Source organism: Bordetella petrii (genome assembly GCF_000067205.1).
Lineage (GTDB): Bacteria > Pseudomonadota > Gammaproteobacteria > Burkholderiales > Burkholderiaceae_B > Bordetella_A > Bordetella_A petrii.
The window spans coordinates 5,066,813-5,093,243 of sequence record NC_010170.1 but is presented as its reverse complement, the minus strand read 5'-3'; the positions used below and the strand labels follow the sequence as shown (position 1 = coordinate 5,093,243).

27 protein-coding genes and 2 pseudogenes are annotated in these 26,431 nt (G+C 67.4%); 10 read left to right on the top strand and 19 right to left on the bottom strand.

All coding sequences use genetic code 11. The features are described 5' to 3' along the window. From BPET_RS24425 to BPET_RS26855, 11 genes and pseudogenes are all read right to left on the bottom strand, one after another. Positions 1 to 1,118, bottom strand: a protein-coding gene (locus BPET_RS24425; RefSeq protein ID WP_085970231.1) for an IS3 family transposase whose coding sequence is annotated in 2 segments (ribosomal slippage) — positions 1 to 857 and positions 857 to 1,118 — 1,119 coding nt in all. Because the reading frame shifts where the segments join, the coding sequence is not laid out codon by codon here. 32 nt (positions 1,119 to 1,150) lie between these two features. Beyond that, positions 1,151 to 2,431 (bottom strand): polysaccharide biosynthesis protein, encoded by a 1,281-nt coding sequence (locus BPET_RS24415; protein WP_407921174.1) that lies wholly within the window; start codon positions 2,429 to 2,431, stop codon positions 1,151 to 1,153. A 44-nt stretch (positions 2,432 to 2,475) separates the two neighbouring features. Continuing rightward, a complete protein-coding gene (locus BPET_RS24410) occupies positions 2,476 to 3,672 on the bottom strand; it encodes a hypothetical protein (protein ID WP_012251647.1) in 1,197 nt (398 codons plus the stop codon). Continuing rightward, positions 3,647 to 4,384 (bottom strand): lipid II flippase family protein, encoded by a 738-nt coding sequence (locus BPET_RS24405; protein WP_151208997.1) that lies wholly within the window; start codon positions 4,382 to 4,384, stop codon positions 3,647 to 3,649. The genes BPET_RS24410 and BPET_RS24405 overlap by 26 nt, the downstream gene beginning before the upstream one ends. Beyond that, positions 4,345 to 5,502: a glycosyltransferase gene (locus BPET_RS24400; protein WP_012251645.1), complete on the bottom strand. Its 1,158-nt coding sequence runs from the start codon at positions 5,500 to 5,502 to the stop codon at positions 4,345 to 4,347. Before BPET_RS24400 ends, BPET_RS24405 begins: the two co-directional genes overlap by 40 nt. Before the next feature lie 174 nt (positions 5,503 to 5,676). Continuing rightward, a complete protein-coding gene (locus BPET_RS24395) occupies positions 5,677 to 6,939 on the bottom strand; it encodes a glycosyltransferase family 4 protein (RefSeq protein ID WP_012251644.1) in 1,263 nt (420 codons plus the stop codon). Between the two features lie 31 nt (positions 6,940 to 6,970). After that, positions 6,971 to 7,996, bottom strand: coding sequence for an MraY family glycosyltransferase (locus BPET_RS24390; protein ID WP_012251643.1), 1,026 nt, complete (start codon positions 7,994 to 7,996; stop codon positions 6,971 to 6,973). A 58-nt stretch (positions 7,997 to 8,054) separates the two neighbouring features. After that, positions 8,055 to 9,149, bottom strand: a complete 1,095-nt coding sequence (gene wecB / locus BPET_RS24385; RefSeq protein ID WP_012251642.1) for a non-hydrolyzing UDP-N-acetylglucosamine 2-epimerase — start codon at positions 9,147 to 9,149, stop codon at positions 8,055 to 8,057. 13 nt (positions 9,150 to 9,162) lie between these two features. Beyond that, positions 9,163 to 10,263 carry a DegT/DnrJ/EryC1/StrS family aminotransferase gene (locus BPET_RS24380; RefSeq protein ID WP_041863269.1) on the bottom strand — a complete coding sequence of 367 codons (1,101 nt, stop codon included), beginning with the start codon at positions 10,261 to 10,263 and terminating at the stop codon, positions 9,163 to 9,165. 8 nt (positions 10,264 to 10,271) lie between these two features. Next, positions 10,272 to 10,844, bottom strand: a complete 573-nt coding sequence (locus BPET_RS24375; protein ID WP_012251640.1) for an acyltransferase — start codon at positions 10,842 to 10,844, stop codon at positions 10,272 to 10,274. A gap of 2 nt (positions 10,845 to 10,846) precedes the next feature. Beyond that, positions 10,847 to 10,978: pseudogene (locus BPET_RS26855) on the bottom strand (Gfo/Idh/MocA family oxidoreductase); the annotation flags it as partial. Positions 10,979 to 11,044: 66 nt separating this feature from the next. On the opposite strand from BPET_RS26855, the gene BPET_RS24365 reads away from it, so the two are divergent. Further along, positions 11,045 to 12,219, top strand: a protein-coding gene (locus BPET_RS24365; RefSeq protein WP_085970191.1) for an IS3 family transposase whose coding sequence is annotated in 2 segments (ribosomal slippage) — positions 11,045 to 11,294 and positions 11,294 to 12,219 — 1,176 coding nt in all. Because the reading frame shifts where the segments join, the coding sequence is not laid out codon by codon here. 41 nt (positions 12,220 to 12,260) lie between these two features. Here the strand turns inward: BPET_RS24365 and BPET_RS24360 are convergent. After that, positions 12,261 to 13,184, bottom strand: a pseudogene (locus BPET_RS24360) (Gfo/Idh/MocA family protein); the annotation flags it as partial. Positions 13,185 to 13,326: 142 nt separating this feature from the next. Between BPET_RS24360 and waaC the strand changes: the two are divergent. Further along, entirely contained in the window at positions 13,327 to 14,349 is a 1,023-nt protein-coding gene (gene waaC / locus BPET_RS24355; protein WP_012251638.1) for a lipopolysaccharide heptosyltransferase I, read from the top strand. A gap of 47 nt (positions 14,350 to 14,396) precedes the next feature. Continuing rightward, positions 14,397 to 15,698 carry a 3-deoxy-D-manno-octulosonic acid transferase gene (locus BPET_RS24350; protein WP_012251637.1) on the top strand — a complete coding sequence of 434 codons (1,302 nt, stop codon included), beginning with the start codon at positions 14,397 to 14,399 and terminating at the stop codon, positions 15,696 to 15,698. A 116-nt stretch (positions 15,699 to 15,814) separates the two neighbouring features. Here BPET_RS24350 and BPET_RS27025 read toward each other — a convergent pair whose 3' ends face one another. From BPET_RS27025 to BPET_RS24340, 3 genes are read right to left on the bottom strand one after another with little or no spacing between them, the layout of a single operon-like run. Further along, complete coding sequence (locus BPET_RS27025; protein ID WP_162098130.1) at positions 15,815 to 15,961, bottom strand: hypothetical protein; 147 nt, start codon at positions 15,959 to 15,961, stop codon at positions 15,815 to 15,817. A 16-nt stretch (positions 15,962 to 15,977) separates the two neighbouring features. Next, the gene (locus tag BPET_RS24345; RefSeq protein WP_012251635.1) at positions 15,978 to 16,772 is read right to left on the bottom strand and encodes a type III pantothenate kinase; all 795 of its coding nucleotides are present in this window, start codon (positions 16,770 to 16,772) and stop codon (positions 15,978 to 15,980) included. Further along, positions 16,769 to 17,629, bottom strand: a complete 861-nt coding sequence (locus BPET_RS24340) for a biotin--[acetyl-CoA-carboxylase] ligase (protein ID WP_012251634.1) — start codon at positions 17,627 to 17,629, stop codon at positions 16,769 to 16,771. The genes BPET_RS24345 and BPET_RS24340 overlap by 4 nt, the downstream gene beginning before the upstream one ends. Positions 17,630 to 17,720: 91 nt before the next feature. Here BPET_RS24340 and BPET_RS24335 point away from each other — a divergent pair, with 91 nt between their 5' ends. From BPET_RS24335 to lipA, 6 genes are all read left to right on the top strand, one after another. Continuing rightward, positions 17,721 to 18,374, top strand: a complete 654-nt coding sequence (locus tag BPET_RS24335) for an alpha/beta hydrolase (RefSeq protein WP_012251633.1) — start codon at positions 17,721 to 17,723, stop codon at positions 18,372 to 18,374. A 151-nt stretch (positions 18,375 to 18,525) separates the two neighbouring features. Beyond that, entirely contained in the window at positions 18,526 to 19,770 is a 1,245-nt protein-coding gene (locus BPET_RS24330; protein ID WP_012251632.1) for a D-alanyl-D-alanine carboxypeptidase family protein, read from the top strand. A gap of 58 nt (positions 19,771 to 19,828) precedes the next feature. Then, on the top strand, positions 19,829 to 20,695 hold the full coding sequence (locus tag BPET_RS24325) for a D-amino acid aminotransferase (protein WP_012251631.1): 867 nt from the start codon (positions 19,829 to 19,831) through the stop codon (positions 20,693 to 20,695). A gap of 21 nt (positions 20,696 to 20,716) precedes the next feature. Continuing rightward, positions 20,717 to 20,992 carry a YbeD family protein gene (locus BPET_RS24320; protein WP_012251630.1) on the top strand — a complete coding sequence of 92 codons (276 nt, stop codon included), beginning with the start codon at positions 20,717 to 20,719 and terminating at the stop codon, positions 20,990 to 20,992. 22 nt (positions 20,993 to 21,014) lie between these two features. Continuing rightward, positions 21,015 to 21,656: a lipoyl(octanoyl) transferase LipB gene (lipB, locus tag BPET_RS24315; RefSeq protein WP_012251629.1), complete on the top strand. Its 642-nt coding sequence runs from the start codon at positions 21,015 to 21,017 to the stop codon at positions 21,654 to 21,656. A gap of 64 nt (positions 21,657 to 21,720) precedes the next feature. Then, entirely contained in the window at positions 21,721 to 22,719 is a 999-nt protein-coding gene (gene lipA / locus BPET_RS24310; RefSeq protein ID WP_012251628.1) for a lipoyl synthase, read from the top strand. 133 nt (positions 22,720 to 22,852) lie between these two features. Here lipA and rfbC read toward each other — a convergent pair whose 3' ends face one another. Genes rfbC through BPET_RS24290 form a run of 4 tightly spaced genes read right to left on the bottom strand, consistent with a single transcriptional unit; the run spans position 22,853 to position 25,965 of the window. Beyond that, positions 22,853 to 23,398 (bottom strand): dTDP-4-dehydrorhamnose 3,5-epimerase, encoded by a 546-nt coding sequence (gene rfbC, locus BPET_RS24305; RefSeq protein ID WP_012251627.1) that lies wholly within the window; start codon positions 23,396 to 23,398, stop codon positions 22,853 to 22,855. Next, on the bottom strand, positions 23,395 to 24,306 hold the full coding sequence (gene rfbD, locus BPET_RS24300; protein WP_041863263.1) for a dTDP-4-dehydrorhamnose reductase: 912 nt from the start codon (positions 24,304 to 24,306) through the stop codon (positions 23,395 to 23,397). The genes rfbC and rfbD overlap by 4 nt, the downstream gene beginning before the upstream one ends. Beyond that, on the bottom strand, positions 24,303 to 25,364 hold the full coding sequence (gene rfbB / locus BPET_RS24295) for a dTDP-glucose 4,6-dehydratase (protein WP_012251625.1): 1,062 nt from the start codon (positions 25,362 to 25,364) through the stop codon (positions 24,303 to 24,305). The genes rfbD and rfbB overlap by 4 nt, the downstream gene beginning before the upstream one ends. 34 nt (positions 25,365 to 25,398) lie before the next feature. Further along, complete coding sequence (locus tag BPET_RS24290) at positions 25,399 to 25,965, bottom strand: cob(I)yrinic acid a,c-diamide adenosyltransferase (protein ID WP_012251624.1); 567 nt, start codon at positions 25,963 to 25,965, stop codon at positions 25,399 to 25,401. Between the two features lie 142 nt (positions 25,966 to 26,107). Between BPET_RS24290 and BPET_RS24285 the strand changes: the two genes are divergently transcribed. Then, the gene (locus BPET_RS24285; RefSeq protein ID WP_012251623.1) at positions 26,108 to 26,431 is read left to right on the top strand and encodes a copper-binding protein; all 324 of its coding nucleotides are present in this window, start codon (positions 26,108 to 26,110) and stop codon (positions 26,429 to 26,431) included.

The following is a 26,431-nucleotide window of genomic DNA, read 5'->3' as shown; positions in this document are numbered from 1 at the left end:
TCAAGTAGACAACGGCCGATAGAGATTCGGAGCATGGGTTAGCCGGGGCATGTACTGCACCGGCGGGACACCACCCAGCGCTTCATGGGGGCGATATTCGTTGTAATCGACCAGCCATTGGTCGGTGACGGCCTGGACCTGCTCCAGGTTGGCGAACAGGTGTGCATCGAGCACTTCCGTGCGGTACGTTCGGTTGAAACGCTCGATAAAGGCGTTTTGATTGGGCTTGCCCGGCTGGATGTATCGAACCGCGATGCCTTTGGCGGCGACCCATTCGGTGAATGCTTGAGAGACTAGCTCCGGCCCGTTGTCCAGCCGTATCGCATCCGGCGCGCCGTAGTAGTCGACCAAGCGACTCAAGACGCGGATCAGCCTGGCAGATGGGATCGACGTGCCAACCTCGATGGCCAAGCATTCCCGATTGGCTTCGTCGATTACGTTCAACGTTCGGAACCGCCGGCCGCAATACAGGGCGTCGTGCATGAAGTCCAATGCCCAGCAGCGGTTGGGCTCGCTTGCCAGATCCAGCGGCTGACGAGGGCGGTCTGGCAACCGCTTCTTGCAACGCCGAGGCAAATTCAAACCCATATCGCAGTACACCCGATGCACACGCTTTTTGTTCCAGCAGCGGCCATCGAGCCGCAACCGGGTAAAGCACTTCCAAAATCCCCAGCGCCCATGCCGGCTGACGATGGCATTGAGCGCTTCGATCACATCGGCATCTCGCTCAGATGCCGAGGCTGGCCGCTTGTAGTACGCCGCCCGCGACAGGCCTGCAATGCGACAGGCACGCGTGATCGACAAGCGGGCTTGCACCAGCAGCTCGACCACCTCGCGCCTGGCCGACGGCGTCAGGATTTTCGGTTCAGAACATCCTTGATCGCCGAATTCTCCAGGGCAAGATCGGCGTACATGCGCTTGAGCTTGGCGTTCTCGGCTTCCAGCTCACGCAGCCGTTGCAGCTCGGACACCTGCACGCCCGAGTACTTGCTCTTCCACTGGTAATACGTGGCGTTGCTGATGCCGTGCTTGCGGCACAGGTCGGCGACCGGAACTCCCGTCTCGCCTTCCTTCAACACCGCAACGATCTGGCTTTCTGTAAACCTGCTTTTCTTCAAGGGAGTCTCCGACTCTTGGAGGCTCCGAAATTCTACTGGCTGATGTCTACGCAGTGGGGGAGCTTACGGGTGGATATGAGCACGAAATCTTGCACGCCAACCTTGATGGCGGCACGTGCCATGGCGTGCGTGCCGAAGGTGTTGGTCAGTATGCCTTCGGCGATGTTGTGCTCCACGATGGGCACGTGCTTGTAGGCCGCGGCATGGTAGACCGTCTGGATGCCATGGCGGCGCAGTTGCAGCAGGCAGTGTTCGTAATCGCGCACCGAGCCCAGCACGCCGATGATCTCGACCTCGCTGCCGGCTGTATTGCGCAGAGTGGTCAGTTCCTGCTCGATGGTGTACAGCGCGGGTTCGGAAATCTCGAACAGCACCATGCGGCGCGGCCGCAGTTCCAGTATCTGGCGGCACAGTTCCGAGCCGATCGAGCCGCCCGCCCCGGTGATCATGATGTTGCGGCCGGTGACGCAGCGCCCCAGCAGTTCGGGAATGGGCGGGATGGGATCACGGCCCAGCAGGTCTTCGACCTGGATGTCGCGTAGCCGCGGGCCGCGCCGCGGGTCGACCAGCTCGCGCAGGCTGGACACGGTGCGGATGCGCAGGCGAAATGGCTCGGCCATGTCGACCACCTGCCGTATGCGGGTGCGCGAGGCCGAGGGCATGGCGATGAGCAGCTGCGTGACCTGGTGCTTGGCTACCAGGCGCGCCAGTTGCGATGGCGGATAAATGCGTAGGCCGGCCATGAACAGGCGATGCTTGCGCGGATCGTCGTCGATCATGGCCACGGGCAGGTAGTGCGGGCTGGCCCGCAGCGCCGCGGCCAGCTGCGAGCCCAGCCCGCCGCTGCCGTAGATGATGACTGGGGTTTGCATGCCGGTTGCCACCGCGCGCGTGCCGGGGAACAGCAGGCGGCGGGCGACGATGCGCACGCCCAACAGCAAGATGAGCGCCAGCAGCGGGTAGATGATGAGCACCGCGCGCGACAGACCCAGCGACAGCCGCAGGAAGGTATCCACCGCGGTGACAGTAAGCACCGACACGATGACGCCACAGGTGACGCCGATCAGCACGCGCTCGTTCATGTACCGCAGTATGTAGAAATACACGCGGAATGCCGCCAGCGCGGCAATGCCGCTGGCACAGGCGATCAGCGACAGGATGGCGTAGTAATGGTTGACGTACAGCACCTCGAAGCGTGCCCACAACGCCAGGTAAAACGACGCCAGCAGCAGCACGGCGTCGAGCGCGGCCGCCATGATCTGCTTGCACGGGCGCGGCAGGTTGACGAGGAATTGCCTCAGGGCAACGGGCATGTACATTCGAAAGCGTGGACCGGTAGGTCGGAGGATGGCGAATTTTACCGGGATCGTCTGGGCGTATCCCGGGCGCGCCCGGGCAACTGCGCGAGCATGACGCCTAGCAGCAACCAGAAAGGCTGGAAATAAACCATGGAACTGGGCGCTATTCCGGCAATACCGATGACCAGCAGGCAGGTGCGCCCCAGCCAGTCCAGCCGCCACAGCAGCCACAACAAAAATAGCGGCCAGGCAATGCCCAGGTAGAACAGCATCTCCAACCAGAAGAAATGCGGCGAGCCCCAGGGCACCGGGCCTTCGCGCGTGGGCCACATGACATTCAACTGGCCCGCGCCTTTGCCCACCGCCCATTGCCACCAGGGCATTTCCTGGGCCTGGTGCATCATGTCCATGAGCAGGGTCTTGCGCGCGCCGGTGGAATCGTCGCCCTTAGATGCAACCAATTCCCATTCTCCATCGCTAAGCGTAATCTGCGGCAGGTCGCGAGCACTCGTTCCGGCATATTCCTGCCACAGCAGGCCGGCGCCGCTTAGGGCCGCCCAAGCCAGCGCCATGGCCGCCTTGCGCCGCCACGAGCCCTGCATCAGGCAAAGCAGGTAGGCCGCGCCCAGCGCCCCCATGCCCAGCAGGTCGGCGCGCCGGTTCAAGACCAGGCAGTACAGCCACGCGATGGCGAACAGGGCGTTGGACAGGCGCCGCCGGGCCAGCAGCCACAGCAGGTTGGCCACCACCAACGCGGTGGCCATATTGTTGATGTTGTCCCAAGGGCCGCCGGTCAGAGGGTAGCGTGCGCGGAAGCGCTCGGAGTGCGTCAGCAGGTCGAACCACGGCACCAGCGCCATCAGCACCCACAAGGCCACCAGCCAGGGCAGCCAGCGCAGGTAGGCTTTGCCCTGGCGGGCCAGATGCTCGCCCAGCAGGGCGTAAGTCAGGCTGATCGCCAGGATGACCGCGTACTGCGCATAGCGGGGCAGGTTGTCGGCCCATGCCGCCTGGACGCAGACCAGCAGCATGACCGCCACGGCGGCCGGCAGGGCGCGGCTGTGCAGGAAGCCGCGGCGGGTCGGCGCATCCAGGCAGAAGGCCAGTGCAATCAAGGCCAGTCCCCAATGGAACGGCCGCAGGGGCGGCAGCAGGTAGATCGACGACCCCAGCAGCATCAGCACGCATGCCGCGGTCAGCAGCCGCGGCGCCAGCGCGCCAGGCTGAAAATCAGAAGAAAGCGGAGCAGATGACATAGAAGGTCGCGGGCGCGGCGATGCCGACGGCCAGTAGCCGGCCCAGCAGCATGCGCTGCACGGCGGCGTACACGCGGCCGGGGGCGTGGCTGTCGACAATGCGCGCGATGCGCGGTTCCAGGATGAAAGTCAGCAGCACCGTGGCGGCGCCATTGATGATGCCCGAAAGCTGCGAGATCGTGCTGCGATAGTCGTGGAACACCAGCGCGAAGTAATACGACAACAGCACGCCCAAGGCGTAGCAAAAGAAGACGGCCGCGGCCAGGGGCGTGATGCTGGCGGGGGCGTGATGCTGCCCGCTATCGAGTTCGCCGCGCAGGTCGGCCAGCGTCAAACGCGGGCGGTCTTCGTTGCGGGTGATGAAGTTGGCCAGCAGCACGATCCAGCGCCGGCGCAGGCTGTACGCCAGCAGCGACAGGGCGGTGGCGCCGAACAGCGCACCCAGTCCCATGTACAAGTAGTGCAGCCGCGGCAGACTGCGGTCGATCAGGAAGCCCAGCATGGGCATCAGCGCCAGGTAGAAGAAGCGCGTGACGGTGGTGGTGGCGTTCTGGATGGCGTAGCCCGTCACCGCCTTGCCGGCCAGGCTGCCGGCCACCCGCGCGTAGTAGCTCAGGAACTCGAGCAGGTGTATGGCGGAGAAGCTGGCGACCACCAACAGCATCAGCAAGGTCATGGCGAGGGGGAACGCGTGCCGGAATGCGCCAAGCATAGCGTTTTTCTATAAGCCTCCAGCATGAGGTCGAGGCTGTGGTCCCAGGTGTAGTGCTGCAGCACATGCTCGCGGCCGCGCGCGGCCATCTGCGCGCGCCGCTCGGGATTGAGCACCAGGTCGACGATACGCGCGGCGGCAAAACCCGGGTCGTCCACGGGCACGATGAACCCGGATTCGTTGTCGGCCACCACTTCGGCCGGGCCGTCGGCATCGGACACCACCACTGGCACGCCGCAGGATGAGGCCTCCAGGATGGCCACGCCGAAGCTGTCCTGCCGGCTTAGCGCCACGTAAATGTCCAGGTTGGCCAGCGCTTCGGGCACCTTGGCATGCGGAATGAAGCCCGCGAATACCACGCGTTCGTCAAGCTGCAGGTCGCAGGCGAGTTTCTTCAGTTTTTTTCTCTGACTGCCCTTGCCGTAGATGCGCAGTTCCAGGCGGCGGGCAACCTCGGGGTGCGAGCGGTCCAGTTGCGACACTACGATCTGGAACGCGCGCAGCAAGGTGTCAATACCATACTGATGCTCCAGCGCTTTGATCGCGCCGATGACGATGGGCGCGTCTTTGGCTGACGCCGGGCGGGCGCAGGGAAAGAACAGGGCATGGTCGATGCCGAACGGCGTGATGGCGATCGGTACGGGCTGTATGGCTTCGATGCGGCGCGCCATGGCATGGCTGGTGGACCCGACCAGCGTGGCAAAGCGCAGGTTGTCGGCCACAATGCGGCGATGCAGCTTGCTTTTGTGCGGAAACTGGTAGATGTCGCTGCCCCAGGCCGACAGCAGCGTCGGCCCGAAGCCGGCCAGCCGGGCCAGCAGGCCATAGCCGCTGGCGTAGTGTGCATTGAGCAGCTCGGGCTGAATCTGCGCCAGCAGCCGGCGTGCGCGGCTGGCTGCCAGCACATAGCCCAACGGCGCGCGGCAGCCCAGCCGGTGCACGTGCACCTGCGGCGACAGGTCGCGGCCGGGAGCATGCAGGGTCAGGACGTGGACTTCAATACCGCGCTCGGCCAGTCCGTTGGCCCAGCGGATGGTATGGATACTGTTGGCTGCGCCCAGTAGCGCGACCCGCCGCGGATTGCGAGAAATGGAAGAATTATTAGCTGAATTGCACACTGCGTGGTCAAGCCTGCTGAAGTAGCCGGTTGGCCTTGCAATGTACGGGTTTCAGCCGCTACACATGCAACGGAAGTGATTCGAGCATGGGCAAAATGTGTCTGCGCCGGCAGGGCTGCCGGTGGTGCGCGCCGGGGCGATATTTGAACGCTTTAGTTCAACAGCAAGGCCCAGTTACCCAATGTTGCGGGGCTTTTGTTGCATATCCACAATATCCAGATAGCGCCGGGCCAGCTGTGGATAGCCATGTTCAGACACAACATAACGATGACCACGCTCGCCCATGGCTGCCAGCTCGGCGTCAGGTAGCGCCGCGAAGGCCTGCAGCGCCTGCGCAATCGAATCGGCATCGCCAGGCTGCGCGCTATAGCCGCAGTCGTGATCGGCAACCGGATTGTTGCCGGCCCGGACGGCGAACAGCACCGGCAGGCGCGCCAGCATGTAGTCGAACAGCTTGTTGGGGCTGACGCCGAAGCGGAACAAGCGTTCGGGCTTGAGCGATATGTAGCCGATGTCGGCCGCGCCGAGCAGGGCCGGCACTTCTCGCTTGGCGATCTGGTCGTATAGGGCGACGCAGTCTTGCAGGCCTTGCTGCCGCACCTGATCGCGCAGAGATTGTGCGCGTTCGCCGCGGCCGACAATCAGGGCCGCGATGCGTCGCTCGCCACGCGCGCGCAGAGCGGCCATGGCCTGCACCAGCGATTCGACATGATTGGGCACGCCCAGCGCGCCCGCGTACACCACTACGCGGCGGCCTTCGGCCTGCCAGCGGCGCGCCTGCTGCATGGGCGGGTTCGAGACATCGGCGGCCGCCTGTGCGGCCGTGTCCACGCCGTTGGGGATGTAGTGCCAGTGTCCGGCGGGCAGGCCTTTCTCCTGCATGTAAGCAGCGGTCAAAGGCAGCAGCGAGACTACCGCGTCGGCATGGCGATACGCATAGCGCTCCAGCCAGGCCGTGGCGCGCACCAGCGGATGCGACGGACGCACGCCGGCCAGCTCGACCAGGCTGAGCGGCCACAGGTCGCGTACTTCGAAGACCGACCGCGCACCGGCATAGCGCGCGATGCGGTGCGTAGCGGGGAATGCATAGGGGTGCGGCGACGAGCCGATCACCATGTCGGGCCTGCCGTAGCGGCGCTGCAGGGCATCGCGCCGGCGCAGCAACTGCGCCGCCAGCGCCGCCATATTGACCAACCGGCCCAAGCCGTTGCCCTGGTACGCCGGAGTACCCAGGAACTCGTACGGCACGCCCTCGATGTCGCACGCACCGCGGTGCTGGCCGGGCGTGTCCTGCAGGTGATGGAAATCGGCGGTGATCACGACTACCCGCGCGCCGGCCTGCTGCCAGGCGTGGCCCAGCTCGTACGGGCGGCTGTAGCGGCCCACGCCGGGCCCGCCGGCATAAGGGTGAACGTACCAGATGGTGGGGGTCGTCATGCGGCGATGGGACTCGCGGAAGAATAGTTGGCTAGCGCGCGCCGGGGCCGGCGGCGTCTTCGCGTCCAGCCCCCAGCCAGACGGCCAGTAGCGCCGGCACGGCGGCGCCGGCCAGGAATGCCCAGCCGGCGCGCTCGGCGGGATGTTGCGCGGCCCACAGGAACAGCGCGCCCAGCAGCACCAGCGTGGCGGCGAAGTAGCCCGCGCTGACCGGCAGATGTCGGCCAGCGCGGCGCGCCAGGCGTTGATATGCGTGCGAGCGGTGCGCCTGGCTGGCGCGTTGGCCGCGCAGCACGCGCGTGATCAGCGTGACGGTGGCGTCGCAGAAAAACAGGCTGAGCGGAATCAGCCACAATAGCGGCGAAGTACCGGTGGCCTGGGCCTGGTGCAACACCAGTACGCCGGCAATGAAACCGCAAAAACCGCTGCCCGCGTCACCCATGAAAATGCGCGCAGGCGGGGCGTTGTAGCGCAGGAAGCCGGCAGCGGCCGCGGCGAACATCAGCGCCGGCACGCCGGCGGCGCCCGGCGCCAGGCCCCACAGCAGGCCGGCCGCCAGCGCCTGGCCGCCGGCAATGCCGTCGATGCCATCCATGAAGTTATACAGGTTGGTCAGCCACACCAGGCCGAACAGCATCAGCGCGGCCCGCAACGGCGCCGGCAGCGCCTGGCCGGCTACGGCCAGCTCCGGCAGCGGGCCCAGCGCGTACAGCGCGGCCGCGGCCGCGGCGGCATGCACTACCAGACGCGTGCGCGCGCTGAGCGAGCGGGCGTCATCAACGTAGCCCACAATGGCGATGGGCAGGCCGCAGCACAGCAAAGCGACGGTGCGGGCCTCGACCAGGCCCGCGGCCCAGGCGGCTACCGTGCCGGCGTAGAACGCCGCCACCAGCGCCACGCCGCCGCCGCGCGCGGTGGGCTGCGTGTGTGAGCTGCGATGGTTCGGCGTGTCTAGCATGTTGCGCCGGTATGCCCAGTCGATCATCTTCCGGGTACCGAAGGCCGACAGCGCTGCAACGGCGCACAGCAGGACGGCCAGGATGAATAGTTGCGTCATCGGGTTGTCCAGGGTGGAAATCCGCGTCGGCCGCGCCGCGGCCGCTCGCGGGGCAGCGTCAGGCCGCCTGCGCCAGCGCGCCGGCGATGCGGGCCGCGGCATCGCCGTTGCCGTACGGCGCGATGTGGCGCGGCTGGGCCTGCAGAGCCTGGGCCACTGCGGCCTCCAGGTCGCCGGCCGAGCGGGCATCGGTCAGGCGGTTCCAGCCGGCCTCGACCAGTTCGGTCCATTCGGTTTCGTCGCGCAGCGTCACGCAGGGCACTTTGTGGAAAAACGCTTCTTTCTGCACTCCGCCCGAATCGGTGGCGATCAGCATGGCGTATTTTTCCAGTTGCACCATGTCCAGGTAGCCCACTGGGGCGGTCAGGCACAGCTGCGCGCGTGCCTGCTCCATCAGACCGAGCTGTTCCAGGATGCCGCGTGTGCGCGGATGCAGCGGCCACACGACAGGGCGGCCGCTTGCCGCCACGTTGGCCAGGGCCTGCACAATCGCGCGCAGCCGCCGCGGGTCGTCGGTGTTCTCGGCGCGGTGAATGGTGGCCAGCACATAGCTGCCTGGCGCCATGCTTAGGCGCTGCAACGCGCCGCCGGTTTCTGATACGCGCGCGCCGTGGTGCAGCGCCACGTCGTACATGACGTCGCCCACTTGTTCGATGCGTTCGGCGGCGACGCCTTCGCCGCGCAGGTGGCGGGTGGCGGCCTCGGTGGGCGTGAACAGCCAGCGCGAGATGCGGTCGGTGAGAATGCGGTTGATTTCCTCGGGCATGCGCATATTGAACGAACGCAGGCCCGCCTCGACATGTGCCACCGGAATGTGCAGCTTGGCCGCCGCCAGCGCGCCGGCCAGCGTGGAGTTGGTGTCGCCGTACACCATGACCGCGTCGGGCTGTTCGCGTTGCATGACTTGCTCGACGGCGATCAACATGCGGCCGGTCATGTCGCCGTGGCTGCCGCCATGGATGCCCAGCGTATGGGCGGGTTTGGCCATGCCCAGTTCGTCGAAGAACACATCCGACATGTTGGCGTCGAAATGCTGGCCGGTGTGCACCACGACCTCGTCGAGTCCGGCATGGCCGGCGATAGCTGCCGATACGACGCTGGCCTTGATGAACTGCGGGCGGGCGCCCAGGATGGTCAGGATTTTCTTGGGCATGGGCAAACTGGGGTCAGGCGAGGGCCGCGCGCAACGCCGCGACGATCTGGTCTTGGGTGGCGGGATCGAGGTCGGGATGCATGGGCAGGCTCATGACCCGCGCGGCCAGCATGTCGGACACAGGCGTGGCGCCGGGGCCATCAGCGAACTGGGCGTAGGCAGGCTGCGCGTGGATGGGGCGCGGGTAGTGCACCGCCGTGGGAATGCCGGCTTCTTTCAGCTTGGCCTGTACGGCGTCGCGTTCCGGCACCATGACGGTGTATTGCGCCCAGACGCTGTCGCGGTCGGGCCGCACCGTGACCGTGCCCGCGCCAGCCGGCAGGTCGGCCAGCAGGCGGCTGTAGCGCGCGCCGATCTCGATGCGCTGGGCGATTTCCCATTCGAAGCGTTCCAGCTTGCCCAGCACGACCGCGCATTGCAGGGTGTCCATGCGGCCGCCCACGCCGATGCGGGTGTGGTAGTAGCGGGCCGACTGGCCGTGCACGCGGATTTCGCGGCAGGCCTGGGCGATGGCGTCGTCGTTGGTGAAGATCGCGCCGCCGTCGCCATAGCAGCCGAGCGGCTTGCTGGGAAAGAAACTGGTGCAGCCGATGGTAGAGAGATTGCAGCTCTTGCGGCCCTTGTAGGTGGCGCCAAAGCTCTGGGCCGCGTCTTCAATAACCGGTATACCGTGGCGCTCGGCGATGGCGTTGACTTCGTCCATGTCGCCGCACTGCCCATATAGCGACACCGGCATGATGGCCTTGGTGCGCGGGGTGATGCGGGCTTCGATCTGGGTGACGTCGATATTACAGGTGTCGGGCTGCACGTCCACGAATACCGGCTTGGCGCCCAGCAGCACAATGACTTCGGCGGTGGCGACGAAGGTGAACGAGGTGGTGATGATCTCGTCGCCCGGCTGTACGCCCAGGGCCATCAGCGACATCAGCAGGGCCTCGGTGCCCGAGGCCACCGTAACGCAGTGGCGCGCGCCGGTATAGGCGCACAGGGCGGCCTCCAGTTCCTTGACCTCCGGGCCCATGATGTATTGCCCGTGGTCCAGCACGGCCTGGATGCGCGCATTGATGGGGTCGCGCAGCGCTTGGTATTGCTTTTTCAGATCGATGAATTGCATGGTGGGTCTCAGGCCAGTCGGCATACGCCGTCAGTGAGTATGTAGCGCTCGCCCGTGTGAGGACAGGTGGCTTCGGCGTTGCCGCGCAGAGGCAGGTCGAGCTGTTCGCCGTGGCGGCTCATCCAGCCGATCTGGCGCGCCGGTACGCCCACCACTAGCGCGAAGTCGGGCACGTCTTTGTTGACCACGGCGCCGGCGCCCACGAAGGCGTAGCGGCCGATGGTGGCGCCGCATACCACGGTGCAGTTGGCGCCCAGGGTGGCGCCCTGACGCACGATGGTGTCGCGGTACTCGCTCTTGCGCTCGATGGCCGCGCGCGGGTTGTACACATTGGTGAACACCATGCTGGGGCCGCAGAACACGTCGTCTTCCAGGAAGACGTTGTCGTAGACCGACACGTTGTTCTGGATTTTCACGCGGTTGCCGATGCGCACCCGGTTGCCCACGAACACGTTCTGGCCCAGCGAGCAGCCTTCGCCGATTTCGGCGCCGCCGCAGATGTGTACCCAGTGCCAGATACGGGAATGGGCGCCGATGCGGGCGCCTTCGTCGACGATGGCGGTAGGATGGATAGTGGCCATGGTCAGTCCAGCGGCAGCGGGATGCGCACGCCGTCGCGCGCCGAACGATAGATGGCGGTCAGCAGGGCCAGCGATTGCAGGCCTTCGCGCCCATCGGTCTCGGGCTCGCATTCGCCGCGCAGGGTACTGATGACTGAGCTTGCCCGCAAAAAATGGATCCCTTGCTGAGTGTGTAAAACTCACGCAAGGAGGGAGGAAAGATGGGTAATCCGAGAGCTCGATATACGCAGGAATTCATGCTGGAAGCCGTGCGCATGGTCCGCGGCGGCCAGAGCATGGCGGCGGTGGCGAAGATACTGGGCATCAGCCCGAAGACGCTGCACAACTGGGTGAAGGCCGATGCCGCTGGGAAGCTGAACGGCGCAGGCAAACAGGTTTCTCCAGAACAGATGGAGATTGCCCGGCTGCGCGCGGAGTTGGCACGCGTGAAGATGGAGCGCGACATATTGGGAAAAGCCACGGCGTACTTTGCGAAGGTGTCGGCATGAAGTACGCCTGGATCGAGCTTCACAGCCGACAATGGCCGGTGTCCCTGAGCTGCCAGGTGCTGGGTGTCAGCCCCAGCGGTTACCACGCGCGCAAGGTGCGGGATGTCGATACTGACCGACCGCGCCGACGCATCAGCAACGACGCTCTGCTGGTGCACATCAAGGCCGTGCACGCTGAATCCAAAGGCGAGTACGGCTGGCCGCGCGTGTGGAAGCAACTGCTGGTCCAGGGCATTCGCGTCAGCAAGGATCGTGTCCAGCGGCTCATGAAGCTGCACGGCATCAAGGCGAAGACCAAACGCCGGTTCAAGGTCACGACCGACAGCAAACACAGCCTGCCGGTCGCACCGGACCTGCTGCAACGAGACTTCTCTCCCGCGCGTCCCGACCAGGTCTGGACTACGGACATCACGTACATCTGGACGGACGAGGGTTGGCTGTTTCTGACCGTCATTCTCGACCTGTTCAGCCGTCAGGTGGTGGGCTGGTCGATGCAGCCGCACATGCGCACGGAGCTGGTGTCTGATGCGCTGCGTATGGCGTGGTTTCGCCGCCGTCCGCAAGCGGGCCTGATCCTCCACAGTGACCGTGGCAGCCAGTATTGCAGTCATGACTTCCAGGACCTGCTCAAGGGCTACGGCATGCGCAGTTCGATGAGCCGTCGAGGCAATTGCTGGGACAACGCACCGACCGAGAGCCTGTGGGGATCGCTCAAGCGTGCACGCATCCTCGGCCAGCGCTTTGCAACGCGTCGCGAAGCGATGGACGAGGTAATCGACTGGTTGAGCTTCTACAATCATTCGCGCTTGCACTCGACGTTGGGCTACGTCAGCCCGATGCAATTCGAGCGGGACTGGTACGCCGCCCAGAACCAACGGGTGGCATAATCTCGCTCAGTTAAGGGATCCGAAATTCGCGGGCAACGTCAGACATTATCGTAGTAGAGCGGGTGGCCGAAGCCATAGACCGACGAGGTTTCGTAGCTGGCGTCGCGGATCTTGTCGTCGTCGGGGTGCGGTTCGGCGAATTTCCATTCGTCGATGCGGTTGACCGCCACGCCGCCCACGCGCACCGTGCCGTGCTCGCCCAGGATGGTAATGGAGCCTTCCAGGTTCTGCGGGTAGGTGAGCATGGTGACGTTGATGGAACCCATCGCGCCGTGGCGCCAGCGCAGGGCCGCCACGCCTGTGTCTTCGGCCTCGATGCGGCGCGCCAGCGTGCCGGTGTAGGCGTACACGCTTTCGACCGGGCCGATCAGCCAGTCGAGCAGGTCGACGTAGTGGCTGGCCTGGTTCATGAAGGCGCCACCGTCCCATTCCCATTTGCCACGCCAGCGGGCGGCATCGTAATACTCTTGCGGGCGGGTCCAGAATACGTTGACCGTCACCATATAGATGCGGCCGAAGCGGTTCTGCTCGATGGCTTTCTTGACCAGCTGCAGCGTGGCGTTGCGGCGGTTCTGCTTGACCACGAACAGGCGCACGCCGGCCTCGTCACAGGCCTTGACCATGCGCTTGCCGTCTTCCCAGCGGGTGGCCATGGGTTTTTCGCTGACCACGTGGCGGCCCGCCTGGGCCACTTCGATGGCCTGCCAGGGGTGCAGCCCGGACGGCGTGGCCAGCACCACGGCGTCGGCCGTGCTTTCGGCCAGCAGGTCGCTCAGCGATTCGAAGGGCCGCGCTCCGGTGGCTTCGTGGGCGGCTTTCAGGGCGGCCGGGTTGGTGTCGCAAATTTCAACCAATTCGGCCCGATCCTGGTGTTTTTCGATCGCGCCGATGTGGTTCTTGGAGATGCGGCCACAGCCCACCAGGGCGAAGCGAACCTTGCGGTCGCCAATAGGGGTAGACGTCATAAGTCTTGGGTTTGTTGTAAATTGCCGGGATTCTGTGTTGTGGCCCGTCCCGGATCGGGTCAGCAAAAGTAACAGCAATGATACCGCGAAGGCCTGTGGGGTCTTTTGCACGAATACACCCGAAGGTTCCCACTAGTAATTGATGGCAACCCGCATTCTTATCGTCCGTACCTCCTCGCTCGGCGATCTGGTGCACATGCTGCCGGCTATTTCCGACATTGCCCGCCATGTGCCCGACGCCGTCATCGACTGGGTCGCGGAAGAGGCATTCGCCGAAATCCCAGGCTGGCACCCGGCCGTGCACGAGGTCATCAAGGTGGCCCATCGGCGCTGGCGCAAGGCCTGGTGGTCGGCACCCGTGAAGGCCGAGCGGCGCGCCCTGGCCGAGCGGCTGCGCGCGGTCCAGTACGACGTCGTGCTCGACATGCAGGCCCTGCTGAAATCGGCCTGGCTGGTGCGGCAGACGCGCGGCGTGCGCCATGGGCTCGACTGGCGTTCGGCCCGCGAGCCGCTGGCTTCGCTGTTCTACCAAGAGCGCCATCGCGTCGACTTCTGGCAGCCGGCGGTGATCCGCCAGCGCAAGCTGGCCGCGCTGGCTTTTGGTTACACCTACAGCGGACCGCCCGACTTCGGCCTGCAGGCGTTCGCGCAACAGGCCCAGGCGCAGGCCGAGGCCTGCGCGGCGTCGCGCGAAGACTGCGCGCGCCCCCATCATCACCTGAACACCGATCACGGATACGCGGTCATCATGCCGTCGGCCAGCCGTGACGACAAACTCTGGCCCGAAGACGACTGGCGCGCCGTGTTCACCCGCGTGCGCGAGGCTGGCTGCACCCTGCGCCTGCTGGCCGGCAACGCCCAGGAGGCCGAACGCGCCCACGCCCTGGTGGCCGGCCTGGACGGTGTACAGGTGCTGCCACGCATGGACCTGACCGCCATCGCCCGCCAGCTGGCGGGCGCGCGCATCATGGTGGGGCTGGACAGCGGCCTGACCCATCTGTCGGCCGCGCTGGGCCGGCCCACGGTGGGCATCTACCGGGCGTCCACGCCGGTACGCACGCCCCTGATCGGCTCGAATTTCACCGCCAGCCTGGGCGACCGCGGCGCGCCGCCGTCGCGCGAGGCGGTGCTGGCCTCGGTTGAACAGGCCCTGGCGGCCAGCTGACATGCAAGCGCACGCCGCCCTGACATACCGCGCGGCGGCCGGCTGACATGCGGCGCGGCGCGTACACCCTGGCATTGCGCGCGGCTGCCCCGCTGGTGTGGCTGTGGATGGCGCGGCGCGCCAGGCGCGCCGGCGGCGAATGGGGCATTTTCTCGGGGGCGCGCTTCGGGCGGCCCGATCCGGCCGGACCCGCGCCGTTTGCCCGGTCGCCGGTGTGGGTGCATGCGGTCAGTCTGGGCGAAACCCGCGCCGCCCAGCCGCTGGTGCAGGCGCTGCTGGATCGGGGTCTGCCCGTACTGCTGACCCACACCACCGCCACTGGCCGGGCCGAGGGCGCGCGCTTGTTCGCGGCCGCCATCGCGGCCGGCCAGTTGCGCCAGACCTGGCTGCCTTACGATTTTCCCGGCGCCGTCTATGGCTTTCTGCAGCGCTACACGCCGCGCTGCGGGCTGCTTATCGAGCGCGAAGTATGGCCCAACCTGCTGGCGCAGGCGCGCCGGCAAGGGGTGCAAATGGCGTTGGTCAGCGCGCGGTTTTCCGCGTCGTCGCTGCGCCAGGCTGGCTGGATGGGCCAGGCCCTGCGCGATGCGCTGGCAGGCCTGGATGCCGTGCTCGCCCAGACGCCGGAAGACGCCCGGCGCCTGGAGCAGGCCGGCGCGCGCCATGTGCGGGTAACCGGCAACCTGAAGTTCGATTTGGCCTTGCCCGCCGGGCAGGTGCAGGCAGGCCGAGCCTGGCGGCAGGCGCTGGGGAGGCCCGTGGTGGCGGTGGCCAGCACGCGCGAGGGCGAAGATGCGATGTTTGCGCAGGCCATGCGGGCCCGTGCAGGCGGCGGCCGGCCCGTGCTGTATGTGCTGATCCCCCGGCATCCGCAGCGTTTCGACGAGGCCGAGGCGCGGTTGCGTGAAGCCGGGTTGTCGTGCGTGCGGCGTTCCCGCGCTGGCGCGCCGGCCGAGGCGCTGCCGCCGGTGGCTGGCGACGTCGACGTGGTGCTAGGCGACACGCTCGGCGAAATGGCCTTCTACTGCGCCGCCGCCGACGTGGCCATTGTGGCGGGCAGTTTCGCGCCGTTGGGCGGGCAAAACCTGATCGAAGCCTGCGCTGCCGGCGTGCCGGTGGTGGTGGGGCCGCATACTTTCAATTTCAAGCAGGCGGCGCAAGACGCCGTGGCGGCGGGGGCCGTGCTGCGCGCCGCCGATGCGCCTGCCGCGCTGGACGCCGCCCTGGCGCTGCTGGACGACGACGAGCGTCGCCAGGCCATGGGCCGCGCGGCGCGGAACTGGTCGGCCAGCCATGCGGGAGCTACCGAGCGCACCCTGCAGGCGCTTGAAGAATGGCTTGAGACCTAGCCTGCGCAGGTTCCAGGCGCCGCCCGGTGCCTGACACCGGTTTCTTGAAACGGCCGGGGCACACTTTGGTGTCAGGCACCTGGCGCTTCAGGTTGGTTGCAGGCGTCCGGCCGCGGCTACCGTTCGATCTTCACTTTGTCGGCGTTGAGCTCTTGCTTGAGCGCGGCCATGTCGCGGCCGGCGTCGTCGGGGCGGCTGCCCAGCCAGCCCTGGCCCAGGGCATAGACCCACAGGTTGGCCAGCATGATCAGTACGAAGAGCACTCGCATCGCAGCACGCTCACAGGGATTGCGGGTCGGGTTGCGCGGCCAGCAGCGCCAGGCCGTCCAGCACCGGGCGGTCCAGGTAGGCGGGCAGGGGCGGTGCGCCCGCGATGGCGGCGGCCTGGGCCAACAGCCGCTCGGTTTCTTGTTGTACCTCGGGCCAGCCGCCGCCGGCCACATAAATATCGGCGGCGCATCCGTAATGCCGGCAGGCCGCCAGCCACTGGCGCACGACGGCGCCGGCCTGGGCGGCGGCGATGCCCGAGGCGATGGCCTGGTGGGTGTCGACCGGAAAATCGACCACCGGCCCGTCGGCCAGGGGCAGGTTGGCGGTGCCGCGCGCCAGCGAGCTACGCATTAGCGCCGGCCCGGGCAGAATCAGGCCGCCGGCAAAAGCGTTGTCGGGCCCCACGGTATCGATGGTGGTGGCCGTGCCGAACGAGGCCAGCACGAACGGCGGGTGCGTTTGCGCCAGGCGGCTGCGCACACCCAGCAGCGAAACCAGGCGGTCGGCTCCCAACTGGGCCGGCTGGGTGTAGCCGTTGCGCAGCCCCAGCAACTGCGGGCGCGAGGTGATCCAGTGCACCGGACAGCCGTGGCCCGCCAGGGCGGCACGGATGCCTTCGCCGCGTTCGGCGCCGGCCACGTTCACCCCCAGCGCCAGCGTCGGCTTGCGCGACAGGGTGCCCAGCCAGTCTCCCAGGGCGTGCGGGTCGAGATTGTCGAAAGCCACGGCCGCGGGTTCGCGCGCGCCGTTATCCAGCCAGCCGACCTTCAGGCGGCTGTTGCCGGAGTCGATCAGCAAGATCATGCGCGGCTCTCGGGCAGGCCGGCCGCCGGCCGGATCGAGATTTCACCCACCGACACGGGCGTCAGCCCGCCGCCGGTTTGCACGAGCAGGCGGCCTTGTTCGTCAAGTCCGTTTGCCGTGCCGCTGAACAGCACCGCGCCTTGGTCTACGACGTTGACTGCGCGGCCGGCCAGGGCGTCCACCGCGTGAAAGCGCGCGCGAAAGGGCGCGAAGCCATGCGCTTCGAGGTCGCGCACCGCGTCGCGCCACGCGGTGGCGGCGGCGCAGACGATGTCGGCGGCGCTGACCGGCGCGCAGCCGGCCTGTTCGACCACGCAGGTCCAATCGGCTACCGCGCGGTCCAGCGCCCGCGACAGGGTGTCGGCATCGCGCAGGTTCACGCCCATGCCGATGACCACGATGTAGCCGCCGGGCACGGCCGGATCGCGGGCGGATTCGACCAGCACGCCGGCCAGCTTGGCATCGTGCCACTGCACGTCGTTGGGCCACTTGACGCCTAGCCCGGCGGCGCCGCCCGCCAGCGAGCGCAGCGCCTCGCAGGCGGCCAGGCCGGCCAGTGGCGACAGGGCAGGCAGGCGGTTGGCGGGCATGCGCACGGGAAAGGCGCACGAGAACATCAAGGCCGCCCCCGAACGGTTCTGCCAGGGGCGCCCGGCCCGGCCCCGGCCGGCTTGCTGCAGGTGCGTGCCCAGCAGCCACGACCCGCCGCTGGCGCGCGCGCGCGCCAGCAGGTCGGCGTTGGTGGACCCGGTGCTGGCCGTCCAGCCGATGGACTGGAAGCCATCGAGCCGCGCGGACAGCTCGCGCGCCAGCGCATCGGGCGCGGGCAGGTCGGTGTGGCGGACATCAGTAAGCATGGCGGCGATTGTAGGGCACCGCGCCGCGGCGGGTCACGGCGGGGTTGATTGGTAACATGCAGGATTGCGTGTTCCTGTTTTGCGTTCGTCCATGCCTGCACATACCGAAACCCTGTCCTTTACCGGCGAAGCCGGCCTTATCGATTGCGCCGTCGACTGGCCGGCCGACCCGCCGCGCGGCTGGGCGCTGGTGCTGCACCCGCATTCCCTGCAGGGCGGCGCGCGCGACAACAAGGTCGTCACCACCGTCGCGCGCGCATGCGTGCAGCATGGCCTGGTCGCGGTGCGCCCGGATCTCCGCGGCGTGGGCAAGTCAGAGGGCGAATTCGACAAGGCGCGCGGCGAAACCCGCGACATGCTGGCGCTGGTGGCGCAAATGCGCGAGCGGTATCCCGAACTGGCCGGCGCGCCCTGGGTGCTGGGGGGCTTTTCGTTCGGCACCGCGGTGGCCGCGCAAACCTATGCCGGCCTGGCCGAAGCCGGCGATGCGGCCTTGCCCGTGGCACTGATGCTGATGGGAGCCGCGGTACAGCGCTTCCAGGAACGCGAGATCGAGGTGCCGGCCGATACGCTGATGGTGCACGGCGAACAGGACGAGGTGGTGCCATTGTCCGAAACGCTCGACTGGGCGCGCCCGCGCGACGTGCCGGTGGTGGTGGTGCCGGGCGCCTCGCATTTCTTCCATGGCAAGCTGCTGGTGCTGCGCGCGCTGGTGCAGGCGCGCCTGAAAGTGGCGCTGGATTAACCGCGGCAGGCTCCGTGCCCCGGGTAGCATCGCGTTACCTGTCGGGCGTTGGGCGGAACATTTATCTCCGCCGCGCAGTCCTACCCCCTGCCTATAATGATGCAGCTTTCGCCCCGTCTGGGCTGCTCTTGATCGTGGACTACTCTTGCCGATGAAAAACAATCGTTCCCTTCCGTCTTCTGTTGCGTTTTCCCGCCGCGCGTTGGCCGGCGCCGTGTTGTCGGCGTTGATGGCGGCATCCGCGCCTGCCTGGGCGCAGCAGCAGCCGGCAGCGCCGACGGCCGGCACCGCGCCCGCGGCGGCGGACACGACGCCGGTGGCGGAATTGTCGTCGGTGCCCGCGCCCACCATCGCGGCGCGCGCCTGGATCACCATCGATGCCAGCAGCGGCCAGGTGCTGGCGGCGGCCAATCCCGACATGCAGATCGAGCCGGCCTCGCTCACCAAGATCATGACCGCCTACGTGGTGTTCAATGCGCTGAAAGAAAAGCGCATCACCCTCGAACAGCAGGTGCCGGTGTCGGAACACGCGTGGCGCACCGGCGGTTCGCGCATGTTCATCGAGCCCCGCAAGCCGGTCACGGTCGACGAGCTCATTCAGGGCATGATCGTGCAATCGGGCAACGACGCCTCGGTGGCGCTGGCCGAGGCCGTGGGCGGCAGCGAATCCGCCTTTGCCGCGCTGATGAACCAGGAAGCCGAGCGCCTGGGCCTGAAGCGCACGCATTTCATGAACGCCACCGGATTGCCCGACCCGCAACACGTCACCACCGTGGCCGACCTGGCGGTGTTGTCGGCCGCGCTCATCAACGACCACCCCGACTACTACCACTACTACAAGCAGAAAGAATTCACCTACAACAAGATCACGCAGCCCAACCGCAATCGCCTGTTGTGGGCCGACCCCTCGGTCGACGGCATGAAAACCGGCCATACTGATGCGGCCGGCTACTGCCTGGTGTCGACCGCGCTGCGCGGCGACCGCCGCGTGCTTACCGTGCTGGCCGGCGCCGACAGCGAAGCCACCCGCGCCGAAGAAAGCCTGAAGCTGCTGAACTGGAGCTTCCAGAACTTCGACACGGTGCAGCTGTACGGCAAGAGCCAGCCCGGGCTGGACGTGCGCGTCTGGGAAGGCACGGTCGAAACCGTCAAGCTGGGGCCGCCCCATCCTGTGTCGCTGACCGTGCCGCGCGGCAAGGCGGGCGACATCAAGCCGGTGGCGCAGCACACCGATCCGCTGGTGGCCCCGCTGTCCAAGGGCCAGCAGGTCGGCACGCTGCAGCTCACGCTCGACGGCAAGGTGCTGCGCACCGAACCGCTGGTGGTGCAAGACGACGTCGAACGGGCCGGCTTCTTCGGCCGGCTGGTCGACATGGTCAAGCGCAAGCTGCAATAACGTACATACTTATCTTCCGGGGCGGCGCCGCCGCCCCTTTCGCACTCAGGAGCCATCCATGATTCCGGGCATGCCGGGCGACAGCCAGGTGTATCTCAACGGTGAATTCACGCGGGCCGACCAGGCCAAGATCTCGGTGCTGGACCGGGGTTTCATTTTCGGCGACGGCATTTACGAGGTCGTGCCGGTGTACAACGGCAAGCCGTTTCGCATGACCGAGCACCTCGACCGCCTCGACCGCAGTCTGAAGGCGCTGAGCATCGCCCAGCCCATGGCGCGCGCCGAATGGGTCGAGCTCATCGGCGAGCTGGCGCGCCGTTCGGCCACGGCCACCTGCATCGTCTATTTGCAGGTGACGCGCGGCGTGTACAAGCGCGATCACGCGTTTCCCAAAGAAGCCATCCGCCCCACCGTGTTCGGCATGGCCACCGTGTTCAACCCGCCTTCGGCGGCGCAGCGCGAGCAGGGCGTCAGCCTGATCAGCATTCCCGACGAGCGCTGGCTGCATTGCGAGATCAAGTCGGTGTCGCTGCTGGGCAATGTGCTGGCCCGCCAGCAGGCGGTTGAAGCGGGCGCCGACGAAGTCGCGCAGTTCCGCGACGGCTTCCTGACCGAAGGCTCCTCCAGCAATATCTGGGTGGTGTCGGGCGGCAAGCTGCTGGCCCCGCCCAAGAACAACCTCATTCTCGAAGGCATCCGCTACGGCCTGATGGGCGAGCTGGCGGCCGAGGCCGGCATCGCTTTCGAGGCGCGCCGTCTGTCGCGCGAGGAAGTGGCCGCGGCCGACGAGCTGCTGGTGACCTCGGCCACCAAGGAAGTCCTGCCCGCCACGAGCTACGACGGCAAGCCGGTCGGCAACGGCAAGCCCGGCCCCGTTTATGCACGGCTGCGGGCGGGGTATGATGCCCGTATCGCCGCCCTGTAGGCCTACGCGGCCAGTTTTCTCATGCGCCCCATCCCGCCCGAAGAATCGCTGATCGAGTACCCGTCTGACTTCCCCATCAAGGTCATGGGCAAGCAGCACCCCGATTTCGCTCAAACCATGACCGACGTGGTGCTGCAGTTCGATCCGCGCTTCGATCCGGCCACGGTCGAAATGCGGCCCAGCAAGGGCGGCAACTACATCGGCCTGACCTTCACCGTGCGCGCCACCTCGCGCGAGCAGCTCGACAACCTGTATCGCGCGCTGCACGGGCACCCCATGGTGTCCATCGTCCTGTAGGGCGGCCAGCCAGGCACATGCCATGATCAAGTGGCTGACCCGGCCGGCCGACTACGCGCCGGTATGGCAAGACATGCGGGCCTTCACGGCCGGGCGCGGCGCGGCCACGCCCGACGAGGTCTGGCTGTGCGAGCACGCGCCGGTGTACACGCTGGGCCAGGCCGGCAAGCCCGAACACCTGCTGAACCCCGGGGCCATTCCCGTGGTCATGTGCGATCGCGGGGGCCAGGTTACCTATCACGGGCCGGGGCAGGTGGTGGCCTATACCTTGTTCGACCTGCGCCGCGCGGGCCTGTTCGTGCGCGAATACGTGCGCCTGCTCGAAGACGCGGCCATCGGCACGCTGGACGATTTCGGCGTGCCGGGCGCCTGCCGCAAGCCCGGCGCGCCCGGGGTCTACGTGCCCCTCGGCCCGGCCGGCGAACTGGCCAAGATCGCCGCGCTGGGCATCAAAATCCGCAATGGCTATGCCTACCACGGGGTGGCGCTGAACGTCGACATGGACCTGTCGCCATTCCTGGGCATCAACCCGTGCGGCTATGAAGGCCTGGTTACTGTAGACATGGCTGCATGCGGCGTGCGGCGCGATCTGGTCGATGTCGGCCAGCGTCTGGCCGAGCGCCTGTTGGCCGCTATGCCGGAGCCCGCCGGCGCAACGCGCTAAAATGCCCTTTTCTCCCGGACCGTGCCGCCGGGTTTCGCGGGCGCGGTCATCACGAAGGTGACGAATGTCCACGCTCGAGCCCTCCCTTTCCTCGAACGATCCGCAAGCGGCCGCGCCGGCTCCCTACGACGCCACGCAGAAGCAGAAGTCGCAGGCCAAGACCGCGCGCATCCCCATCAAGATCGTGCCGGCCGAGCGCCTGAAAAAACCCGAATGGATCCGCGTGAAGGCTGCCGCGCCGGGCTCGCGCTTCTACGACATCAAGCGCATTCTGCGCGAGCACAGCCTGCACACCGTCTGTGAAGAGGCCTCGTGCCCCAACATCGGCGAATGCTTCGGCAAGGGCACGGCCACATTCATGATCATGGGCGACAAGTGCACTCGCCGCTGCCCGTTCTGCGACGTGGGCCACGGCCGCCCCGACCCGCTCGATGCCAGCGAGCCCGAAAACCTGGCCCGCACCATTGCCGCCCTGAAGCTGTCGTACGTGGTCATCACCTCGGTCGACCGCGACGACCTGCGCGACGGCGGCGCGGCGCACTTCGTTGACTGCATCTCGCGCATCCGCGCGCTGTCGCCCAGCACGCGCATCGAGGTGCTGGTGCCCGACTTCCGCGGCCGCCTGGAACGCGCGCTGGCCATCCTGAACGCCGGGCCGCCCGACGTCATGAACCACAACCTGGAAACCGTGCCGCGCCTGTACAAGCAGGCGCGCCCGGGGTCCGACTATGCGCATTCGCTGAAGCTGCTGGCCGAGTTCAAGCAGCTGCACCCCGAAGTGCCCACCAAGTCGGGCCTGATGCTGGGCCTGGGCGAAACCGACGAAGAAATCCTGCAAGTCATGCGCGACCTGCGCGAGCATGGCGTCGACATGCTTACTATCGGCCAGTACCTGCAGCCGTCCGAGCACCATCTGCCGGTGCTGCGCTACGTGCATCCCGACACGTTCGCGATGTTCGAGCGCGAAGCCTACGCCATGGGCTTCTCGCACGCCGCCGTGGGCGCCATGGTGCGCTCGTCATACCATGCCGACCAGCAGGCGCACGCCGCGGGCGTGAACTGAAGCCTCAGGTGCCTGGCTCCGCAGGCGCCGGGCACCTGCAATTCGGCCGGCCGCGGCACATAGCGGGGCCAGCCACCTGTCGAGCCTGACCTCTTGCGCGATCTCGCGCTCAGTGGCGCTGGCGTCTGGCGTCTTAAGCGTAGGTATCCGCGTCGCGCAGCGCGACGCCGCGCCGGTCTTTTTCGGACACGATCACATCATCCCGCGCCGGCCAGGCGATGCCGATATCCGGGTCGTCCCAGCGCACGCAGCGTTCGTGGGCAGGTGCGTAGTAATCGCTGGCCTTGTACAGTGTCTCGGCCACATCCGACAGCGCCATGAAACCGTGCGCGAACCCTTCGGGCACCCAGAGCTGGCATTTGTTTTCAGCCGACAGCACGGCGCCGGCCCACTGGCCGAAGGTGGGCGATGCGCGGCGCAGGTCGACCGCCACATCGAAGACTTCACCCGCCACCACGCGCACCAGCTTGGCCTGCGGCTGGCGGATCTGGTAGTGCAGCCCGCGCACGACGTGTCGCAGCGAGCGCGATTGATTGTCCTGCACGAACATGGGCGCGCGCCCCAACGCCGCCTGCAGGCGTGCGGCGTTGTAGCTTTCGAAGAAATAGCCGCGCGCATCGGCGTGTACCTCGGGCTCGATCAGCAAGACGTCGGGAATGGACAGGGGCGTGATCTTCATGGCGTATCCGGCAAGGCGCCCGGCGCGCGCCGGGCCAGACAGTCGATGGCGCGGTCCAGGTGCAGGGTCCAATCGGGCAATTCCAGCCCGAGCGCGCCAGCCAGCCGCTGCGTGTCCAGCCGCGAGTTGCGTGGCCGGGGCGCGGGCAAGGGATAGTCGTCGGCGCCGATGGCATGGATGTGCTCGGGCCGCAGGCGCAGCGCCATACCTTGCCGGCGCGCGCGCCGCACACTGTGGCAGGCAAGCTCGTGCCAGCTGGCGGTGCCGGCCGCGCAAAGATGGTACAGGCCGTCGGGCAACTGTTGCCGGCGATGGGCGGCCAGCGCCAGAGCCGTAACGTCGGCCACCAATTCGGCCGACGTGGGCGCGCCGAACTGGTCCGCCACCACACGCAGTTCGTCGCGCTGCTGTGCCAGTTGCAGCACCGTCTTGACGAAATTCCGGCCGTGCGCGGCGTAGACCCAGCTGGTGCGCAGTACCAGGGCGCGGCAGCCGCTGGCGGCAATGGCCTGCTCGCCGGCCAGCTTCGAGCGGCCGTATTCGTTCAGCGGATGGGGGGCGTCGGTTTCCAGGTAGGGCGTCTGCTTAGCGCCGTCGAATACGTAATCGGTCGAGTAGTGCACCAGCAGCGCCCCGCTTTTGCGCGCGTGCGCCGCCAGCACGGCGACGGCTTCGGCGTTGACGCGCCGCGCCGGGGCCGGGTCGTTCTCTGCCTGGTCGACGGCGGTGCAGGCCGCCGCATTGACGATCAGGTCAGGCACCTGCGCCTGCAACAGCGCCCGCAGGCCGTCGAGGTTGGCCAGGTCGGCCTGCGCCCGGCTGGGCGCGGTGATGCTGCCCAACGGCAGCAGGGTGCGTCGCAGGGCATTGCCGATCTGGCCCGTGGCGCCCAGCAAAAGGATCTTCATGGCGCGTACTGCGTCTGCAGCCAGTGGCGGTACGCGCCGCCCGCCACGCTGGCCACCCATTCAGGATGATCCAGGTACCACTGCACGGTCGCGCGCAGGCCGGCGTCGAAAGCGTGGGCCGGCTGCCAGCCCAGTTGGCGCCGAATTTTGCCCGCGTCGATGGCATAGCGCCGGTCATGGCCGGGGCGGTCTTGCACGAAGGTGATCTGCTCGCCGTGGGCGCGCCCGTCGGCGCGCGGCCGCCAGGCGTCGAGCAGCGCGCACACGGCCTGGGCCACCTGCAGGTTGCTGCGTTCCTGGCCCGCGCCGACGTGGTAGACCTGGCCAGGCTCCCCGGCTTCAAGCACGCGCCTCAGGCCGGCGCAATGGTCGTCCACGTGCAGCCAGTCGCGCACATGCGAACCGTCGCCATACAGCGGCAGCGGCCGGCCCGCCAGGGCGTGGTGGATCAACAGCGGAATCAGTTTTTCAGGGAACTGGCGCGGGCCGTAGTTGTTGGGGCAATGGGTGGTCAGCACCGGCAGGCCATAGGTATGCCAATACGCGCGCACCAGATGGTCGCCAGCGGCCTTGCTGGCCGAGTAGGGGTTGTTGGGCCGGTACGGGTCGCCTTCGGCGAATGGCGGGTCCTGCGGGCCGAGCGAGCCGTAGACCTCGTCGGTGGATACCTGCAGGTAGCGAAAGCCCGTGCGCGCGGGTTCGCCCAGCGCCTGCCAATAGGCGCGCACGGCTTCGAGCAGCTGGAAGGTGCCCGTGACGTTGGTGTGGATGAAGGCATCGGGCCCGCGGATAGCGCGGTCGACGTGCGATTCGGCGGCGAAGTTCAGCACCGCGCGGGGCTGGTGGGCCTGCAGCAGCGCGGCCACCAGGGCGTTGTCGGCGATGTCGCCGTGCACCAGTTGATGGCGGGCGTCGCCCTGCAGGCTGTCCAGGTTGCCGGCATGGCCGGCGTAGGTCAGCTTGTCCAGGTTGATGACGGGTTCGTCGCTGCCGCCCAGCCAGGCCAGCACGAAGTTCGAACCGATGAAGCCGGCGCCGCCGGTGACGAGGATGCTCATGGAATATGCTGTGGCTGGCAGCTCATGGCGCCCGCTACTCCTGGGGTTGCACCCGCGAGTGCCGGCTGGTCCAGAAGACGTCGCCCGCGCCGTGCGCGCCGTTCAGGTGGCGGGCCAGCACGAACATCAGGTCGGACAGGCGATTCAGGTATTGGCGTACCGGGGCGTTGACCTGATCGGCCCGGCCCAGCGCCACGACCGAACGCTCGGCCCGGCGGGCCACCGTGCGCGCCAGGTGGGCCAGCGCCGCGGCGCGGCAGCCGCCCGGCAGGATGAACTCGCGCAGCGGCGCCAGGCCGCCGTTGTAGTGGGCCAGGCGCTCGTCCAGGAAGGCCAGCTGGCTGGCATCCAGCGCGGCATGGCCAGGAATGCACAGCTCGGCTCCCAGGTCAAACAGATCGTTCTGGATGACGCCCAGGTCGGCCTGCACGGCGTCGGGCAGGGCTTCGGTGCGCAGCAGGCCGATGACGCTATTCAGTTCGTCTACGTCGCCCAGCGCGGCGATGCGCGGCGTGTCTTTGCCTGTGCGGGTGCCGTCGCCCAGGCCGGTGGTGCCATCGTCGCCGGTGCGGGTGGCCACGGCGGAAAGTCGGTTGCCCATGCGCGAATGCCCAGGATCGGTGGTTGCGTGAAGAAACAAAGCCTTAGTGTAGTGCCAGCGCGGGCCGCCGCGAACGCGCTATCCTGTGCGTGTACGCGCGGCGCCGGCATTGCCGGGCGCCGCGCCCACCAGGAGCAACGCAATGCAGCATGTGCACAAAGTCGTGGCCGGTTTGCTGGCGGCGGCCGTCCTGGCCGGCGGCGCCGGCCTGCCCGCGCAGGCCTGGGCGGCCAGCCAGGAAGCGTCCGCCACCGCCACCGCCAGCGGTGAAGTGCGGCGGGTCGACGCGGCCGGCGGCAAGGTCACCATCAAGCACGACAAGATCTCGGCCCTGGACCTGCCCGCCATGACGCTGGTATACCGCGCCGACCCGGCCTTGCTGGCCGGCATCAAGCCGGGCGACAAGGTTCGCTTCACGGCCACCCGCCGCGACGGGCGTTATGTGGTGACCGAAATCACCAAGTAG